Genomic DNA, 17,347 nt, shown 5'->3' on the forward strand with positions numbered 1-17,347 from the left:
CCAATGAAAAGAATGTAAGGAATCACGACTGTAAGGATAACGATTGGCACAAACAGCACCTTCCCAATTAACAACTTAACTGGGAGGGTGCTGTTTTATGTTTGCGGTAATAGGTGGGCGCTTCGCCCATCACTTTTTTGAACATTTTGGAGAAAAGCAATTGATCCGTATAGCCCACAGAACGGGCAATATCACCAATGGTCAGACCGGGATCAAGCGTCAGTTCGGCTGCCCTGCGCATCCGATAATGGACCAGATACGACTGAATACTGCTTCCCATCTGGTCCTTGAAGAGAGAGCACAGATAACTGCGCTGCAAACCGACATGGGCCGCAATGGATTGTACGGTAATGGCATTGGCATAGTTCATTTCAATGAAGTCCATTACCTGCGTTACGTACGTTTCCTTCGAATAATCCTGCATCGGTTGAAGATGCTCTGAATTAGCCTGATCAATCAAAATGGAGAAGAATTGATACAGCAAACCAGTCATGCTAATCTCCCAGCCTTTGTGGGTATTGCGGGAATTGATCATTCGGTGCAGGCAGGATCGCATCTCGTCATCCTCATTACCCAACTCAAAAATCGGGTGATGCTCGGACAGACAGGCCTGCTGTAAAAAGGAAGAACTATTGCTGCCTTGAAAAGCAACCCAGCTGTATTCCCATGGATCATCCTGATCTGCTTCGTAATGCACGACGGAATGCGGAACGATTAGAAATCCTTGTCCTTTGTGCAGGGTATACGTTGTGCCACCAACTTCGAAGGTGCCTTTGCCATTCAAAATATAATGAATTTTGTAATAGTCTCTCATCGCGGGGCCAAAGTGGTGACCTGGTGTACAGGCTTCGGTTCCATAATGAAGGAGCTGAAGCTCCTGAAAATGATTGTTCTTGAACATATACGTAATCAAGGGTATTCACTCCTGTACGATTTCGTCTCATCTTGCATTTTAACATACTACATATCTGAAAAGATTAATTATTTAACATTAGTATATATAGATAACAATCATTATTCCATATGTTTAAAGTGAAATGCCATATCGTTTATTCAGGAAAATGTCTAAGATGAAAAGGAATTCAACAAACCTTACAGGAAAGTGAGAATAACGATGCCCTATACTGCGAGTGAACAACGATATGATGAGATGAAATATGTACGTTCCGGCAAATCCGGAATCAAACTGCCGCAAATTGCGCTGGGTTTATGGCAGAACTTTGGTGGCAACCGTACATTGGATATTCAGGAAGAGATGATTTTGCGTGCCTTTGATCTCGGAATTAACCATTTCGATCTGGCGAATAACTATGGTCCACCTCCAGGATCAGCCGAAGAGAACTTTGGTGTGATTTACAAAAAACATCTGCGTCCTTATCGGGATGAACTGCTTATCTCGTCGAAGGCAGGCTATCACATGTGGAGTGGACCTTACGGCGAGTGGGGCTCCCGCAAAAACCTGATTGCCAGTCTGGATCAAAGTCTTGGTCGGATGGGACTGGATTATGTGGACATTTTCTATCATCACCGTCCAGATCCGGACACGCCATTGGAAGAAACGATGACGGCGCTGGATCACATCGTGCGGCAGGGTAAAGCACTGTATGTGGGCTTGTCCAATTATAATGCAGAACAGACGCAAGAAGCGGTAACCATTCTCCGTCGTCTGGGTACGCCATGTCTGGTTCATCAGCCAAACTACTCGATGCTCAATCGTTGGATTGAAGACAGTTTGCAGGACGTACTGGATGAGCAGGGCGTAGGTTCCATTGCATTCTGTCCACTTGGCCGCGGTCAGTTGACGAATAAATATGTCGACAAGATCAAGGAAGAACGAGCCAATCCAACAGGCAATTTGAAAAAAGAAGCATACACGGACGAACGGATTGCCAAGTTCGATGCGCTTCAGGCGGTTGCCGAGCGAAGAGGGCAGACGATCTCTCAACTGGCTCTGAACTGGATTTTGCGTGGTAACCGTGTAACCTCTGCATTAATTGGTGCAAGCCGTGTGTCCCAGATTGAAGAAAATGTAGCTGCCCTTCAGGCACCGGATCTGACAACGGAAGAGTTGAATGAGATCGAAAGCATTTTGGACGGAATGGGTAATTATCCGTGGTAACGTACACAGTATAGCTGTGTGAAAATTATAGTTAGGTAAACTTAATGTAACATAATTTAAGAATGAAATGGCGCCTTACCTGATCAATCAGGAAGGCGCCATTTTGTATATGTCATTTTCTTTATAGGATAAGATCTATTATAATAGTTCATTAATTGACCTATGTTTATTTTTTCAGAATGAACCTAGTTCATAGCACCTGGTCCTAGGATTTAGGGTATAATATATAGAAGCTATACAATTGAACTACGAAGGAGAGGCTCCATTTGAACTTTGAACAGTGGATTTCGCCTGAAAGCTATAACCTGACATCCGAGATGGAGAATCATCCATCAGACCGGATTGCACTTAGATGGCTCAGCGATCAACGAGAATTGGAAGAGATCACGTATGGTGATTTATTCAAGCAGGCGAATCGTCTTGCTGGAGGATTGCGTGAACTTGGACTAGAGAAGGGTGATCGGGTGTTGGTCATGGTACCACGCCGTATTATTGCCTATGTCATTTATATCGCTTGTCTGAAACTGGGGATTGCCGTTATTCCTTCCTCCGAGATGTTACGGGCAAAAGATCTGGAATATCGTCTGCGTCACTCTGAGGCGCGGGCTGTTATTGTATGGTCCGAGACGACCTCGGAAGTGGAAAAAATGGACGCGGATCTGCCGTCACTGGCACATCGCATCGTGGCATCACCGAATGGAGAAGTTAGCGTACCTGCTGAAGGTTGGGTCAATGTGCATCAGTTAATGCAGAATCAACCCGATGAGATGGCTGCGGTGGAAACACACCGTGATGATACGGCTATCCTTGCTTATACTTCGGGTACAACAGGTAATCCCAAAGGAGTTGTACATAGCCACGGTTGGGGATATGCCCACCTGCGGATTGCTTCTTCATTATGGCTGGATATTCAACCTTCAGATACCGTATGGGCAACGGCTGCACCTGGCTGGCAAAAATGGATCTGGAGTCCGTTCCTGTCGGTACTCGGAAGAGGCGCGACTGGACTGGTCTACAATGGATCATTCCAGCCCAAGCGTTACCTGGAACTGATGCAAGAACATCAAATTAATGTCCTTTGCTGTACACCAACGGAATATCGGTTGATGGCCAAAGCCGATGATCTTGGACATTATGACCTGTCCCATCTGCGCAGTGCAGTTTCAGCAGGTGAACCGCTCAACCAGGAAGTTATTGAAATCTTCCAGCGTCACTTTGACCTGACTATTCGGGACGGATATGGACAGACCGAGAGCACGTTGTTAATCGGCAGTCTCAAAGATGCGCCTGTACGTATTGGCTCGATGGGTCAGTCGATTACACCTGGATTGATTGAAATTATTGATGAAGAGGGACAACCTGTGCCTGCGGGTGAAGTGGGAGATATCGCGGTACACAAAGAGATGCCAGCTTTGTTCCGGTCCTATTATCAGGATGAGGGACGGAAGGAAGCGAGTCAGCGTGGCGATTATTTTGTAACTGGGGACCGTGCACGCAAAGACGAAGAAGGATACTTCTGGTTTGAAGGTCGCAGTGACGATATCATCATCAGTTCGGGTTACACGATTGGACCATTCGAAGTGGAAGAAGCACTTATGAAACACGCCAGCGTGAAGGAATGCGCGGTGGTTGCAAGTCCGGATGAGATCCGTGGCAATATTGTTAAAGCATTTGTTGTACTGCGAGATGATTCACTGGCTTCACCAGAACTGATGCGTGAATTGCAACACCACGTCAAAGAAATTACAGCACCTTATAAATATCCACGTAAGATCGAATTCGTTACGGATCTGCCAAAGACCAACTCTGGTAAAATCCGCCGGATCGAGTTACGTGAGCAAGAAAAACGAAATGGTTAGATCATTTTTATAGATGAAATTTTGGGGATTGTGCCTGCGTAGTGAAAGAGAAGGAATCGATTCTGCAGAAGCGAAAGCGTTCGTACAATATATGAAACAGGAGTGAACACAACCATGAGTCAATTTGAACAAACCTTTGAAAAGTCATTGGAACAATACGCAGAGCTGGTTGTTAAAGTCGGCGTGAATATCCAAAAAGGACAGGATCTGCTCGTTACTGCACCGATCGAAACGCTTGAATTTACACGTCTGATTGTGCAAAAAGCCTATGCGGCTGGTGCAAACTATGTACAGGTGGACTTTGATGACGACAACATTACCCGCAGTCGTTTTGAACATGGTTCCAATGACAGCTTCGACTATTATCCAGCCTGGAAAGCGGATATGATGGAGAATTTTGCAGCAGCAGGCGGCGCTACCCTGACGATCAAAGTTCCAGATCCTGAACTGTATAACGGAATTGACTCCGATAGCGTTTCCCGTGCTACCAAGGCAGCTGCACACGCACGTCGCGGATATGCCAAATACACACGCAACCATGAAATTAGCTGGTGTCTGATCAAGGCCCCGACCAAGGCTTGGGCGAACAAAGTATTTGCCGACATCCCGGAAGAAGACCGAATCAACGTGATGTGGGAAACCATCTTTAAAATGAACCGTGTAGATGGCGGAGACGCTGTACAAAATTGGAGAGAGCACCTGAATACCTTGACTGCAATGGGAGACTTGTTGAACAAAAAGAACTATAAGAGCCTGCACTACCGTGCGCCAGGTACAGACTTGAACATTGAATTGGTCCACAACCACATCTGGGGTGGCGGTGGTAGCGAAAATAAACAAGGTGTATACACGGTCGCCAATATGCCGACTGAAGAAGTATTCACCATGCCTAAGCGCAGCGGAGTGAATGGGTATGTTAGCAGCACCATGCCTTTGAACCTGAACGGGCAACTGGTAGACCAGATGAGAATCACATTCAAGGATGGACAGGTTGTAGCGTTTACGGCAGCATCTGGTGAAGAGCATCTGAAGAACCTGTTTGCTACTGATGAAGGTGCACGTTATCTGGGTGAGGTCGCACTCGTACCACATGACTCTCCGATCTCCAATCTGAATCGCATTTTCTACAATACGGGTATTGATGAGAATGCATCTTGCCACTTGGCTGTGGGAAGTGCGTATCCATTCAACATGAAAGATGGCACAACCATGTCGAACGAAGAGTTGCTGAAGCATGAGTGCAATGTGAGCTTGACTCACGTCGATTTCATGATCGGTTCCGCTGAACTGGATATCGATGGTGAGTTACAGGATGGTACAATCGAGCCGGTATTCCGTAAAGGCAACTGGGCATTTTAATTTCTAATCTAGTTATATAAGTTGAACTAAAGATTATTTACACTGACACTACGATGACAGAATAACCTTCCAATCGCTGTTATCCCCAGAATTTTTTTGATTCCCTTTTCCGAAGGGGAAAATCCGGGGATAGCGTATGCTTCCGATGCAGCTTTCTTTCAGAAAGCTTTTAGGCGAACGCTTCGCTTTTTCAGGTTTTTTCTGTCCTCTCCGTTATCGTGTAAATGATTAGTTCAACTTAAATAGTAGCAGTAATATTACTGAACGAAAAAAGTGACTTCAACTTGAAGTCACTTTTTTCGTTTCCTCGTAACATGGGTTACACAGGTTTCACAGGCACACATATCTCGCAATAATGCTGATGGAGCAGTTCCCAACGATATCGTTCTATAACCGGCTTGTTGTCCATCCGATAACCACTTGTTTGTAAATGAGGGATGATCACATTCCATGCATGCTGAATATCTTCTGCCGTGTGCTTCACTTTACAGATGAGATAATCTCCGCCTGTTAACTCGCCAATCTTAACAAACTCATCTTCCAGACGTTCAGATTCAGTGATGACAATACAGGCATCATATCTACATTTCTCGGGCGGTGTGGTAGTAGGGTCATCTTGGGGTATACCCAGTAATGTTGCTGATTCATGAAGCAATTGATTTTTGTCTGCCCATTGTTTCAGCGTATTCATCGCGTGAGCATTGGTTGGACCGTAAGGACCAACTTGTCGAACATAGGCGATACGGTATGACGGGAGGTTTTCGATAACCATTTCCATGAAAATCTTCCTCTCTGTACGATTTCTCTTACATGTTGGATGCTAACATGGTATAAAAGAATTTGCTTAGGTATTTGTTGAATCCCGGTGACGAAACTCATAGAATAGGGATAATATGTTGGAAGAATGTTCCAATAGAGCAAAACGAGAGGGGGAGGCGCTATACATGGATATTACTTATGCCTTCAGGGATGAACATTTCAGGCAAGTTGTGTTGGATCGCTTTTGTGATCAGCGGGATTTCATTCAGGAGAGTGACGTTTGTGAGGTTGAGATATTAGAACTTTCAAATCACAATATTAGCAATTTTGATGGAATCGAGTATTTCAGGGGTCTTCAAGAGCTGGATTGTGCCTATAATCAATTGAGCGGTCTGGATCTTACTCAGAATCACAAGCTGAGGACGTTACGTTGCAGAGAGAATCAGCTTCTTACACTGGACCTCCGCTCCAATTCGGAATTGCAGGTGCTGGATTGCAGTTTTAATCGACTTCGCAAATTGGATCTTTCTCATAATTCCAAACTTATAACGGTGGAGTGTCATTGGAATATGTTGTCGGAGCTGGCTTCAGAGCCCCTTGAGCAGTTGGAGGAACTTAGTTGCAGTTATAACGCTCTTTTCTCACTTGAACTTGAACACAATAAGCAACTGCGGCGACTTGATTGCGCCAACAATTACATGTTGGAACATGATGTAACAAGTTGTCCAAACTTGATTGAACTTTGTTGTAACCACAATCATATCAAACAGTTGGATTTTCGTTCAAATATGGTTTTAGAGAGTGTCCGTTGTTTTAACAACCATATTAGCAAGCTGGATATTTGCCATAACGTACAACTAAAAGAGTTGTACTGTTCCGAGAACAAATTAAACGAGTTGGATTATAGCGCTAATCCCAAGCTGGAGAGACTGCAATATGCAGATAATTTGATTTTTAATCCAATCATGAAGTTCAGGGGATGGGTGTGTTTCAGTATGACGCATCGATGTCCAACTATCAGATGCGCTTACTTACTCAGGATAAAGAACTGGTAGTCACTGCACAGGTTTCAACCAAGACAGAGATGGAAATATTGTCCCTATATATGGAAGAGACGTGGAAACGGTGGGACATGCTAGGTGAGCAGGCACTTAAAACCATTGCCGAGGCTCATCCGGACGAAGATATCAATGCATTGATTTTGGCTGATGCAGAATTTCAGGGAGATCAATATTTCCGATTGGGTTATGATGCGGGGGATACACCTGCTGGTCGACTGTACATATATGCGGAGTTTGACGATGAATTTAACATGTTGGATACGTTGATCTATGAAACGTATTAAAGCCACGAGATCGTGGCTTTTTTGCTGTGTTGAACTAAAGATTATTTACACTGACACTACGATGACAGAACAACCTTCCAATCGCTGTTATCCCCAGATTTTAATTCCATTCCTTTTCTAAAGGGGAAAATCCGGGGATAAAGGCGTACGCTTCGCTTTTTCAGGTTTTTTCTGTCCTCTCCGTTATCGTGTAAATGTTAGTTCAACTTATATAATTTGTTATATTATATGTTATTCAGCGTGCATTTTGTTGAAGCTAACATATTCGTTAATCGGTTTACGGTAACCGCGTGGGCGCTGTTTGGCTTCCGACTTTTTGCCGATGGTGATCAGCATAACGGGTACGTAATGGTTAGGAATTTCCAAACTCCGTTGCAGTTCTTCCGAATCAAAGCCAATCATTGGACAAGTGTCCCAACCGCGATCCTGAGCGATCAGCATCAATTGCATGGCAGACAGGCTGGCATTGCGAATCGCATCCTCACGTTGGAAGAATCTGCCCCGAGATTCGTAAAATTCAGTGACACTTTGGGATTCCTGCTCGTATTGGAATGGAGTAAGCGCGCCCAGGTTCAGCAAGCCTTCGTTAATCGTGCGGATATGATGATGGGCGTTGACGTCGCCCAGTACCACGATGACCGCAGAAGCTGTTTTTACCTTATATTGCTGGGAAGCTTCATGGACTTTCTCTTTCTGTTCCTCGTCTTTAATCACAAGATAGTGCGTGTGTTGTAGGTTAAAGGCAGATGGTGCAAATTTGTTAAGGGCAAACATCTCTTGCAGTTCCGAATCTGAAATTTCAATTGCTTCTTCAAAAATAACGGCCGAACTACGGTTTTTGACCAGATTCTCCAACTCACTCATGGTAGTTTCCCTCGCTTATGTATGATTTATAAACTGACTATAACACACTTAGTTACTTTATGTAAGTATTATTTTAGAATAAGACAAGGATTGTCTGCCATACGCTAAAATAAAACACTAGAGGTGATTCATGAAAGCATTGATCGCAAGGTATATGGGAGGACATGACCCTCATGAATTTCGGGTATATGTAATCCAATCTTCGACGTTAAAACGTTTTGTAGTCGTGGAGATTATTCTAGGCCCCATCGTGTACAATGTCGCACTTTATTTGTGCCAAAATGCAATACTTGCTGGAGTAGGCTCTTGGGCTGGAACAGAAGGTCTGAAGAGACTGCCACTGGTCTTCAGAAAAATCGTTGGGACATGATGAAGTGTGTAAATGAAAAATTGAAGCAGAAGAGGGCCAGTTGCGGCCCCATCTTCTCCTTCAGTCATGTTATCTATAGTCACGCTTCTTTTATCTAATCCAATAACTGTCTAGGCTTTGGGCTCAAACCTGCCTTATTTGGCACGTTCCAAATACTGCTCCAGCGTAAGTTTCTGGTTGGTAATCTCACCAGCAATATACACCCCTACATAACGTACATGCCATGGCTCATACGAGTAACCAGTCAATTTCTCCTGATCTTTGCCATAACGGATGATGAAACCGTACTTGTGGGCATTGGCTTTCAGCCATTTGCCTTCTTTGGTGTTGCCAAAGCTTTGCTGAAGATCATAACCAGCCGAAGCGCTGGAGATATCCATAGCTAGACCGGTCTGATGTTCGCTTTGTCCTGGCCGAGCACTTGTTTTATTGGCAACAGCTTCGCCTTTGATGCTGGCATTACGGTCAAAGATCGATTTCTGAGTCGCATACGAGCGATAGCCAGACACCGCTTTGATATCGATGCCGTCTTTTTTGGCAGCCGCAAATAGTTTCTCTAGCGCTGTTGCAGCTACTTTACGCATTTGTTTCTTCGGACTGGAACCTGAGAAGCTAAAAGGAATATTAGGTACAACCAAATCTTGTGGTGCATAAGTTGAAGGTAGATTTCTCTTTTTATTGACAAGTACAACTGTACTGGACACATTGGTCACAGTTGCCACATTTTTAATCGTTTTGATCGTACGACCAGGTGCATTATCATGCAGAAATTGAGTGAAGCTGGAGCTTGCCGCAGACGCGACGGGATTCAGGCTTGAAGTGATGGGAAACGTAGTAAAGGCAGAACCTGCTACAACAGAGCCTACGAGAATTGTAGATATGATGGTTTTACGAGTAAAAGGTTTCATGATGTGTGTTCCTCCTCGGAATATATGAATCTATATACCGAGTATACTAGAGGATTATATCCATAGGTTCTCCAATTGTTTCTGAGTTGTAAACAAAGTTTGCTATAAAATCTAACTAGAGGATATTTACCTTGCCACTTCGATGACAGAACAACCTTCCGATCGCTGTTATCCCCTGATTTTTTTGATTCAATTTTATAATGGTGAAAATCTTGTGATAGCCTATGCTTACGAAGCAGCTTTCTTTCAGAAAGCTTTTAGGCGAACACTTCGTTTCTTCAGGTTCTTTCTGTCCTCTCCGTTTCGTGTAAATGTTTAGTTCATCTTTTATAGAGTCTTTTTTGCAACTCTGATAGAGGCATATAAGGAAAAGAACGTTAAAAAAGCCGTTGCATTAGATGCAACGGCTTTTGATGTGAAGAGAGATAATACTAGATAACTTCAAGTATGCTAGAGACTGTATTACAACATGCAAGCATCGGATCCACCGGAGCTTCCCGCAATTACTGCACGGGTGTCACGAACGCGAACGTTGGCGCTGAGCACACCAGAATCACTGCTTAATTTGAAAGAAGGATAATTCTCTTCTGTATCCAGCTTCATGTGTTGTTCTAGGTTCAGCTGCTGCTTCGGATCAACATAGAACGGAACCAGATTGGTTTCAATCTGCGCGTCGAGAGCCGCAAGTTCATCAACAATGATAATAGCGATAACTCCGTTACATCCGCAACCTTCCAGGTCATAGATCACTTTGAAATATCCAGGTTGGTCATTCAGGCTTTCCGTCAATCGTTTTGCAGCCAAATCTGTAATTTGAATATACATATAGGTACACTCCTTTATATGTGGTCATGGTTGTAAGTGGTAAAAGAATTCATTCAGCTTCTATTCCCATTATACCACTTTAGCAAAAATCAAAGCATTTATTTTCTTGACTGATTAGTCTGGAAAAGGTATTCTTTAGTTAATGAGTAGGGAGGTGAGGTCTGAAATTGGGAAGAGCCAAGGAGTTTGACACGGAGACTGTTCTAAGAAAAGCAACGTCTGTATTTGGAGCGTACGGTTATGAAGGTACATCTTTGAGTTTACTGCTGAGTGAACTTGGCATTGCGCGGCAAAGCCTGTATGACACCTACGGAACTAAACATGATTTATTTGTCTCTGCTCTTAAATTCTATATTCAGCAGAAGACAGAGGCGGGGATCAGACTATTAAACGAATGCACAAGTGTGAGGCAAGGCGTGACGGAGTTGTTCAACGAAGCGGTTAACGTGTTGACAGACAACGAACGTCGTAATGAATGTTTCATCATTAATAGCGCGGTTGAACAGGCACCACAAAATCACGAAATCGCGGCTTTTATTCAAACTACTAATCAACAAATGGAAGATGTTTTTCATACTGCGCTGTTACGAGGCCAGAGGAGTGGCGAACTGAGGCACACAGAGGAAGAATTGCCCGGGCTTGCCCGTTTTCTAAATTATTCCCGACTCTCATTGACCTTTACGGCGAAGAGTGGTGCAAGTGCAGAAGCGCTGCGGGATTTTGTACAGATGACCCTAAGGGCTATGGATTAACGTTTTACTTGATTTGAGCAAGAAATTTAATGGTTTTTTGAAAATGAACGCTTAGGGCGTTTATTTTTTGACTATTCCAGACCGATTGGTCTGGAAAGAGAACGCCAAACAAACTGAAGGAGGAAGTAAGGATGACACAATCTCAGCAGTTGGAAGCGGGCAATAGTATACCGCATCGGATCATGCATGGATTCACTAATTTGCTACTGGATGGAAAACTGGAACAATGGTTGGAGCTATATACATCTGAAGCTATCTTCGAATTCCCATATGCACCAGCAGGATACCCTCAGATACTGGAAGGCAAAGCCGCAATTAAGAATCATCTTCATAATCTGCTGGGGATGATTGAAATTCAGCAGTTTTCTGAACCGGTGATCTTGGCTGATTCCACGAAACAACAGTTTGTGGCTGAATTTACTTGTAAAGGGCGTTCATTAGTTACAGGCAAGCCATACAACCAAACTTACATCTCTGTAGTGAGCCACTCTAATGGAAAAATTACACATTATAAAGACTATTGGAATCCAATGGTCGTACTCGAATCGGACTTAGGAGGAAGCAAGCATGATCAATGATAAACCGTTGACACTTATTACGGGAGCTAATGGAAAAACAGGAAGCCGTGTTGCGGCCATACTTCAAAAGCATCAATATCCGGTGCGTTTGGCAGGAAGAACGAAAACATCTCTTTCTGGTTCTGCCGGTAATTATGTTTATTTTGATTGGTATGATTCCGAGACCTATGCGCCGGCGCTGAAAAATGTGAACCAGGTGTATCTTGTCGTGCCAATCATGGACATGACTCCAGAAGACGTCATGATTCCATTCATCAAGTAAGCATTGTGGAACGGTGTTAAGCGATTTGTCTTGCTTGGCAGTGCTTCAATTGATGAGGATGGTCCTATTTTTGGCAAAGTACATCAATATTTAAAAGTTCATGCTCCTGAGTGGGCTGTATTGCAGCCTTCCTATTTTATGGAGAACTTTACGGAGGGGCCGCATCGGGAGACGACGAAACAACTTGGGAAAATATACAGTGCTACGGGTGAAGGGAAAATTGGATTTGTTAGTGCAGATGATATCGCAGCGGTGGCCTTCCATGCTCTGACAGATGTTGTCCCTCATAATACGGAGCATATCATTACAGGGCCGGAGTCGTTGTCCTATGGACAGGTTGCAGACGTCTTGAGCCGTGTACTGGGTCAGCCCATCCAGCATGAATCTTTGTCCGATGATGAATTGAGGAACAGCATGATTCGCGCAGGAATGTCAGAAGAATACGCTGCTGCCCTCGCAGGGCTGGATGTGCCTATCCGGGAGGAGGGGAGAGAAGATCAAACGACGGATACGGTGAAAAAATTAACGGGGAATAACCCGATTTCATTCGAGCAATTTATTCAAAATCATATGGAAGTATGGAAATAATGGAAGAAACATTTTCATATTATGAGAAGACGGTGCCTAGTGCCCGTCTTTTTGTATGTCTACCAGCATGTTGACATCGTTGATTCGAATATGGATCTCTCTCTAACCAGGGTCACTACGGAAAGCAGTGATTATACGAACACACTTTTGGGGAAATAGATGAGAATGAATGTTAGGGCGTGTCTGAAACACGCCCTAGATAAAGGGGCGAAGAGAGCGAATGATTCAGTTCGAAAATGTATCGAAACAATATCCTGATGGAACAACGGCTTTGCGTCAGGTTAACCTCAACATTAACAAGGGAGAATTGTTTGTCATGATTGGTCCGAGTGGATGTGGCAAAACCACCATGCTCAAAATGATCAATCGCCTGATTGAACGAACAGATGGAACCGTGCGCATTAATGAACGCCCAATCGATGAATACAACATTCACGAATTGCGCTGGAATATCGGATATGTGCTGCAACAGATTGCACTATTCCCGCATATGACCATTGCCGAAAATATTGCAGTTGTTCCTGAACTGCGAAAATGGAAGTCAGATCAAATCAAGGAGCGTGTACATACGTTACTGGACATGGTGGGTTTGCACGGAGATACGTACAGTGAGCGTAAACCGTCCGAGTTATCCGGAGGACAACAGCAGAGAATTGGTGTGTTGCGTGCACTCGCTGCTGATCCTGAGATAGTTTTGATGGATGAACCGTTCAGTGCACTCGATCCAATGAGTCGGGAGAAATTGCAGGACGATATTCTGGATATCCAGCGTCAGATGAAAAAAACAATTGTGTTTGTCACCCATGATATTCAGGAAGCGATGAAGCTGGGGGATCGCATCTGCATTATGAAGGATGGACAGGTTTTGCAGGTAGGCACCCCGGAAGAACTGATCCGACAGCCAGCTAATGACTTCGTACGTGAATTTGTTGGAAGTCCTAACACCGATACGAGTTCACAATCTGATTTTGATCTCGAATCTATCATGTCACCACTCTCACCGGGTCATGTGCCAAAATCAGCCAAAACCGCCGTCCCCGCATCCATTACGTTGACGGAGTTAGTTGATATCATGGCTTCCCATGACCATCTGCTGGTTGAAAGTAACCGCCAGATTATTGGCGAGATCAGTCGAGTTGATCTGATGAAATACTGGTCTGGTCAGTTACAGGAACGAGGTGAAGGACATGAATAGATTCTCGGAGGTGTTCAGTGAGCGCAAAGGTCAGTTGTTGTCTGCTCTGCTGGAACATATTCAGATCTCATTTATCGCCTTGTTCTTTGCTGTCCTCATCGCTATTCCGCTAGGTATATACCTGACACGCAAGCCAAAAGTCGCTGAACTGATTATTGGGGTTACGGCTGTGTTGCAGACGATACCTTCCTTGGCGCTTCTCGGATTGCTCATCCCGTTATTCGGCATAGGAACACTTCCTGCAATTATTGCATTGGTGGTGTATGCGCTGCTTCCCGTACTTCGCAACACGTACACAGGCATATCCGAAGTTGATCCTTCCATGGTGGAAGCAGCGAATGCGATGGGCATGAATAGCTGGCAACGTCTAATCAAAGTGGAACTGCCACTGGCGATGCCTGTTATTATGGCCGGAATTCGGACCGCTATGGTGCTTATTGTAGGAACGGCGACACTTGCTGCCTTGATTGGCGCAGGAGGCTTGGGTGCATTAATCTTGCTGGGCATTGATCGGAATGATACGGCACTGATCATCCTTGGAGCCATTCCGGCCGCCTTGCTGGCGATTTTGTTTGATGTACTATTGCGTCAGTTCCAGCGGTTATCCTTTAAGAAAACATTGGTTACCCTTGGTTCGCTGGCAATAATCGCACTACTTGTGATTACCATTCCCTTCGTGGCACGTGGTGGACAGAAGGATCTCGTCATTTCCGGGAAATTGGGGGCGGAACCCGAAATTCTCATTAATATGTACAAATTGCTAATCGAGAAAGATACAGACCTGACCGTTGAACTAAAACCCGGATTAGGCAAAACGCCATTCCTTTTCAATGCACTCAAGTCGGGTGATATTGATATCTATCCTGAATTCACCGGGACAGCGATCTCCGAATTTATGAAGGAAACAGCAGTCAGCACCGATCGAACAGAGGTCTACGAACAGGCAAGAGATGGAATGCTGAGCCAGTTCAACATGGTGCTTCTGAACCCTATGGATTACAACAATACGTATACGTTGGCTGTTCCAAAGAGCATCGCAGATCAATACAATCTCAAGACCATTTCGGATCTCAAACCGGTTGAGCAGCAGATCAAAGCAGGATTCACACTTGAATTCTCGGATCGGGAAGACGGATACCTTGGCATACAGAAAAAGTATGGGATTGAATTCCCGAACGTTGCAACAATGGAACCCAAGCTTCGTTATGGTGCTCTTCAGCGCGGAGATATCAATCTCGTTGATGCTTACTCCACAGACAGTGAGTTGAGACAGTATGAACTCGTTGTGCTGGAGGATGATCAGGAGTTATTCCCACCGTATCAAGGCGCGCCGATGCTTCGTCAAGAAACGGCAGATCAATATCCACAACTGGTTGAGGTGCTGAATCAGCTGGCTGGAAAAATTACGGATGACGAGATGCGTCAAATGAACTATGACGTGAACGTAGAGGGAGAGAATCCTGAACAGGTTGCAACAGAGTACCTTAAACAGGCTGGATTGCTGTAACTTCAGGCATCCCTACAATAGATGCACCAAAAGGATGAGGAGGAACCATGATGACACAAGAAACGTATGACTTGATTGCGATTGGCACAGGAAGCGCGGCAAGCTCTGTAATCACCCGTTGCGCTGAAGCTGGCTGGAGAGTTGCTGTAATTGATGAACGTGAGTTCGGCGGAACGTGTGCACTGCGTGGCTGTGATCCCAAGAAAGTGCTGGCTGGAGCGGCTGAGCTGATTGACTGGAATGAACGGATGCAAGGGAAAGGAATTCAGGGACAGGCGACCATCAATTGGTCTGAACTTATGGCCTTTAAACGCACCTTTACCGAGAGCATACCTAGAGCAAGTGAAGATCAATTCAAACAGGCTGGAATGGATACGTTCCATGGTAAAGCTTCATTTGTCGATGAAAATCATATTCAAGTGGGAGAAGAAATCCTTCATGGCAAACACATCCTGATTGCTACTGGTGCAAGACCTGCACCACTTGAGATTGAGGGCTCAGAGCATCTCATATATAGTGATGACTTTCTGGATCTGGAACGGTTGCCGGATCGTTTAGTTCTGGTAGGCGGTGGATACATTGCATTTGAGTTTGCACATATTGCGGCCAGAGCCGGGACGGAAGTCCATATCCTGCATCGGAGTGAGCAGCCTCTGAAGTCGTTTGATGCGGATCTGGTAGAATCTTTGTTGCAAAAATCAAAAGAGATCGGTATTCATGTTCACTTGAACGCGGAGGTGAAGTCCATACGGCAAGAAGGGAACACCTACGTCGTTCATGGCACACGTAATGGTGCAGATCACCAGTGGCAGTGCGGGCTTGTCGTTCATGGAGCCGGGCGTGTTCCTAATGTGGATGGGCTGGAATTGGAGAAAGCCAACGTCAGCTACAGCAAAAAGGGGATTACGGTGAACGAGTACTTGCAAAGTGAAAGTAATCCGAGAGTGTATGCTGCTGGTGATGTAACCGATACAAAAGGGTTGCCTTTAACCCCGTTAGCAGGTCAGGAATCCCGGGCTGTATCGCTCAATTTGTTGGAGGGAAATCAACACAAACCTAATTATAAAGTGATGCCTTCCATTGTGTTTACTATCCCTGCCCTTGGAGCTGTAGGTATGAGCACGGAACAAGCCAAGAAAGAGGGCTACGAGGTGCAGGTAAATGATATGTCGAAATGGTATACTTACAAGCGAACTCATGAAAAATTCGCCATGGCCAAAGTGGTGATCGATAAATCAACCGGACGTATTCTGGGCGCGCATGTGCTCGGGAGCAAAACAGAAGAATTGATCAACCTTTTTGCAATGGCGATTCAGTTCAATCTGACTATCGATCAGTTAAACACCATGAATTTTGCATATCCTACTGCTGCATCGGATCTGGGTTCTTTAATTTAGAAGTGATGATGAACTCCCCTTTGGGACGGAAGGAAGGATGAAAACAACGATGTCATCGGATTTTATTGGGCTTCATGAAGGCAAGTGGACAAAGGAACCCGTTGCTGCACGGATGGATGGGGATCGTTTCGTTGTGGAAGCTCGGGAAGGCAGTGACTTCTGGGAGAACACATTCTACGGGTTCTGTCATCGGGATGGACATGCCATGCTTGCTCCATGGGACGGAACGGAAGCGATTGAGGTATCGTTTGATCTAAGCTCATTCACCGAGTTATATGATCAGGCGGGACTAATGTTATGGTACGGAGAAGACCAATGGATCAAGGCCGGAGTTGAGGTCAATGATGGCGTGGCACATGTTGGAGCCGTCGTGACGGATACGTATTCGGATTGGTCACTCTCTCCTGTGCCAGAGTGGGGTGGACGAATCGTAACAATCAGAGCCTCCTACAGCAATGAGGCTGTTGTCATTCGTGCTCGCACAGATGAGCATCCTTGGCGTACGATTCGGGTTGCACGGTTTGCCTATCCGACGAACAAACACGCAGGTCCATTTTTGTGTTCACCAAAGCGTGCAGGGTTCGAGGTAGCCTTTACCAAGTGGAGATCCACGACACCCGATCAAGACTTGCATACAGATCCGCCGATTACAGATTAAAA

18 protein-coding genes are annotated in these 17,347 nt (G+C 44.9%); 13 read left to right on the forward strand and 5 right to left on the reverse strand.

What is annotated here, in order from left to right; genetic code table 11:
* Nucleotides 1–67: 67 nt before the first annotated feature.
* Nucleotides 68–913 (reverse strand): AraC family transcriptional regulator, encoded by an 846-nt coding sequence (locus MKZ13_RS13450; protein ID WP_339184614.1) that lies wholly within the window; start codon nucleotides 911–913, stop codon nucleotides 68–70.
* 201 nt (nucleotides 914–1,114) lie between these two features.
* Between MKZ13_RS13450 and MKZ13_RS13455 the strand changes: the two genes are divergently transcribed.
* The 3 genes from MKZ13_RS13455 (at nucleotide 1,115) to MKZ13_RS13465 (ending at nucleotide 5,337) form a co-directional block, all read left to right on the forward strand.
* A complete protein-coding gene (locus tag MKZ13_RS13455; RefSeq protein WP_339185389.1) occupies nucleotides 1,115–2,119 on the forward strand; it encodes an aldo/keto reductase in 1,005 nt (334 codons plus the stop codon).
* A gap of 317 nt (nucleotides 2,120–2,436) precedes the next feature.
* Nucleotides 2,437–3,978, forward strand: a complete 1,542-nt coding sequence (locus tag MKZ13_RS13460; protein WP_237175779.1) for an acyl--CoA ligase — start codon at nucleotides 2,437–2,439, stop codon at nucleotides 3,976–3,978.
* 114 nt (nucleotides 3,979–4,092) lie between these two features.
* Entirely contained in the window at nucleotides 4,093–5,337 is a 1,245-nt protein-coding gene (locus MKZ13_RS13465; RefSeq protein ID WP_221819576.1) for an aminopeptidase, read from the forward strand.
* 319 nt (nucleotides 5,338–5,656) lie between these two features.
* On the opposite strand, the gene MKZ13_RS13470 is transcribed toward MKZ13_RS13465, so the two are convergent.
* On the reverse strand, nucleotides 5,657–6,115 hold the full coding sequence (locus tag MKZ13_RS13470; RefSeq protein WP_339184616.1) for a GyrI-like domain-containing protein: 459 nt from the start codon (nucleotides 6,113–6,115) through the stop codon (nucleotides 5,657–5,659).
* 966 nt (nucleotides 6,116–7,081) lie between these two features.
* Between MKZ13_RS13470 and MKZ13_RS13475 the strand changes: the two genes are divergently transcribed.
* Nucleotides 7,082–7,441, forward strand: a complete 360-nt coding sequence (locus MKZ13_RS13475; protein WP_339184618.1) for a hypothetical protein — start codon at nucleotides 7,082–7,084, stop codon at nucleotides 7,439–7,441.
* Between the two features lie 231 nt (nucleotides 7,442–7,672).
* Here MKZ13_RS13475 and MKZ13_RS13480 read toward each other — a convergent pair whose 3' ends face one another.
* A complete protein-coding gene (locus tag MKZ13_RS13480) occupies nucleotides 7,673–8,305 on the reverse strand; it encodes a nitroreductase family protein (protein ID WP_339184620.1) in 633 nt (210 codons plus the stop codon).
* Between the two features lie 130 nt (nucleotides 8,306–8,435).
* Between MKZ13_RS13480 and MKZ13_RS13485 the strand changes: the two genes are divergently transcribed.
* Nucleotides 8,436–8,675, forward strand: coding sequence for a hypothetical protein (locus MKZ13_RS13485; RefSeq protein ID WP_260632639.1), 240 nt, complete (start codon nucleotides 8,436–8,438; stop codon nucleotides 8,673–8,675).
* 134 nt (nucleotides 8,676–8,809) lie between these two features.
* Here the strand turns inward: MKZ13_RS13485 and MKZ13_RS13490 are convergent, their stop codons facing one another.
* Both MKZ13_RS13490 and MKZ13_RS13495 read right to left on the reverse strand, forming a co-directional pair.
* Nucleotides 8,810–9,583, reverse strand: a complete 774-nt coding sequence (locus tag MKZ13_RS13490) for a M15 family metallopeptidase (RefSeq protein WP_339184623.1) — start codon at nucleotides 9,581–9,583, stop codon at nucleotides 8,810–8,812.
* Nucleotides 9,584–10,045: 462 nt separating this feature from the next.
* Entirely contained in the window at nucleotides 10,046–10,408 is a 363-nt protein-coding gene (locus MKZ13_RS13495) for an iron-sulfur cluster biosynthesis family protein (protein ID WP_339184625.1), read from the reverse strand.
* A gap of 167 nt (nucleotides 10,409–10,575) precedes the next feature.
* Between MKZ13_RS13495 and MKZ13_RS13500 the strand changes: the two genes are divergently transcribed.
* The 8 genes from MKZ13_RS13500 (at nucleotide 10,576) to MKZ13_RS13535 (ending at nucleotide 17,345) form a co-directional block, all read left to right on the forward strand.
* The gene (locus tag MKZ13_RS13500) at nucleotides 10,576–11,160 is read left to right on the forward strand and encodes a TetR/AcrR family transcriptional regulator (protein ID WP_339184627.1); all 585 of its coding nucleotides are present in this window, start codon (nucleotides 10,576–10,578) and stop codon (nucleotides 11,158–11,160) included.
* A 131-nt stretch (nucleotides 11,161–11,291) separates the two neighbouring features.
* Nucleotides 11,292–11,738 (forward strand): nuclear transport factor 2 family protein, encoded by a 447-nt coding sequence (locus tag MKZ13_RS13505; protein ID WP_339184629.1) that lies wholly within the window; start codon nucleotides 11,292–11,294, stop codon nucleotides 11,736–11,738.
* On the forward strand, nucleotides 11,728–12,000 hold the full coding sequence (locus MKZ13_RS13510; protein ID WP_339184631.1) for a hypothetical protein: 273 nt from the start codon (nucleotides 11,728–11,730) through the stop codon (nucleotides 11,998–12,000). Before MKZ13_RS13505 ends, MKZ13_RS13510 begins: the two co-directional genes overlap by 11 nt.
* A gap of 3 nt (nucleotides 12,001–12,003) precedes the next feature.
* Nucleotides 12,004–12,588, forward strand: a complete 585-nt coding sequence (locus MKZ13_RS13515; RefSeq protein ID WP_339184633.1) for a hypothetical protein — start codon at nucleotides 12,004–12,006, stop codon at nucleotides 12,586–12,588.
* A gap of 220 nt (nucleotides 12,589–12,808) precedes the next feature.
* Nucleotides 12,809–13,783 carry an ABC transporter ATP-binding protein gene (locus tag MKZ13_RS13520; RefSeq protein WP_339184635.1) on the forward strand — a complete coding sequence of 325 codons (975 nt, stop codon included), beginning with the start codon at nucleotides 12,809–12,811 and terminating at the stop codon, nucleotides 13,781–13,783.
* The gene (gene opuFB / locus MKZ13_RS13525; RefSeq protein ID WP_339184637.1) at nucleotides 13,776–15,290 is read left to right on the forward strand and encodes an osmoprotectant update ABC transporter permease/substrate-binding subunit OpuFB; all 1,515 of its coding nucleotides are present in this window, start codon (nucleotides 13,776–13,778) and stop codon (nucleotides 15,288–15,290) included. Before MKZ13_RS13520 ends, opuFB begins: the two co-directional genes overlap by 8 nt.
* Before the next feature lie 50 nt (nucleotides 15,291–15,340).
* Nucleotides 15,341–16,687: an NAD(P)/FAD-dependent oxidoreductase gene (locus MKZ13_RS13530; RefSeq protein ID WP_339185390.1), complete on the forward strand. Its 1,347-nt coding sequence runs from the start codon at nucleotides 15,341–15,343 to the stop codon at nucleotides 16,685–16,687.
* Nucleotides 16,688–16,724: 37 nt separating this feature from the next.
* Complete coding sequence (locus MKZ13_RS13535) at nucleotides 16,725–17,345, forward strand: DUF1349 domain-containing protein (protein ID WP_235200736.1); 621 nt, start codon at nucleotides 16,725–16,727, stop codon at nucleotides 17,343–17,345.
* Nucleotides 17,346–17,347: the final 2 nt, after the last annotated feature.

This window comes from Paenibacillus sp. FSL R5-0701 (assembly GCF_037973995.1).
In the GTDB taxonomy this organism is placed as follows: Bacteria; Bacillota; Bacilli; order Paenibacillales; family Paenibacillaceae; genus Paenibacillus.